The sequence below is a fragment of the Methylosinus sp. RM1 genome (assembly GCF_011378635.1).
Taxonomy (GTDB): domain Bacteria; phylum Pseudomonadota; class Alphaproteobacteria; order Rhizobiales; family Beijerinckiaceae; genus Methylosinus; species Methylosinus sporium.
Genome location: NZ_WOVC01000105.1, coordinates 1 through 1,088, shown reverse-complemented (window position 1 = coordinate 1,088; position 1,088 = coordinate 1). Strand labels below are relative to the sequence as shown.

The following is a 1,088-nucleotide window of genomic DNA, read 5'->3' as shown; positions in this document are numbered from 1 at the left end:
CTCAAGCATCCCCTCATTTTCTCACCCCACGGCGAGCACGGCGGCCGTGACCTTGTTTTCTGAGAGCGCAGCCTGGAAGCGCTCCATGAGCGCGGTCAAGTCTTTTTCCGGCATGTTGGGAATCGCGTCGTAATACAGGCAACCCTGGCGAAACAAGGAATGCACGCGGCGCTTGACGGTGTTGCTTTTGAGCATCCGGTCCATGCCGAGCGCTTCGCCGGCGCCGCCGAGGAGCGTCAGCAGCAGGACGGCGATGGCGCTCAGCAGCAGCAGCCGGTCGCGCCGATAAGGATCGCCGAGGCGTGTCGAGCTCAGGCCCATGCCGAACCGAAGATCCTTCGTATCCCGGAACTCCGGCTCTATGCTCCAACGCCGAGAATAAAGGTCGATGATGGCGCGCGGCGTCGCCGTTGCGTCGCTCGCCGCCAGATGCCAAGCGTCCTTCATGCCCTTGGCGTGGACGCAGACGACCGCGCCGATCTTCTGCCGCTCTTTCGAGACCTCGGCGTTCGCGAGCTTGCGCGCCCGCCCGCCGACGCCGACCCAGTCCGCTGCGCGGCGCGTCTCGCCATCGGCCGCGCTCACGAAAGTGTCGCCACGAAAACGAATGACATAGCCGAAGCCCATCTCCTCGAGAAAGCGGAACAGCTTCACGTCGCCGAAGCCGCGGTCGGCCAGGATCGTCACCTTCGTTCCTTCGGGCAGCGCCTCTTTGAGCCGAACGAGGCAAGCGTCCTCGATCTCGTTGCGCTTGCCCGACAGTTCGGCTTTGAACACGGAGAACCACAGCAAGGGCTGCGCGCGCCCGTGCCTTGTGACGAGGTTGAGCGCCAGCGTCGATTGATCGTCGGCGTCGAACTCGGTCCAGTCCATGGCGACGACGAGATCGCGGCTCGCGCCGATGGTCTCCGCGATCCAGAGCGGGAGCAGCTCCCACACCTCTATGCCCTGATTGCTCGAGAGACGGTCGACCTGCTTGATGGCGTGCTTGGCCGATTTTCCGCGCGCCTGCGCGAGCGCCTGACCGATGACGGCCACCGCGAGCGACGCGCTCGTCATCACGCCAAGCACAGCGAGCGACAAGGAGC

General features: G+C 64.8%; 1 protein-coding gene. It reads right to left on the bottom strand.

All coding sequences use genetic code 11. The features are described 5' to 3' along the window. Positions 1 to 21: 21 nt before the first annotated feature. Positions 22 to 1,088, bottom strand: a 1,067-nt coding sequence (locus FMZ75_RS21120; protein ID WP_207783564.1) for an IS4 family transposase, incomplete at its 5' end; no start/stop codon positions are given.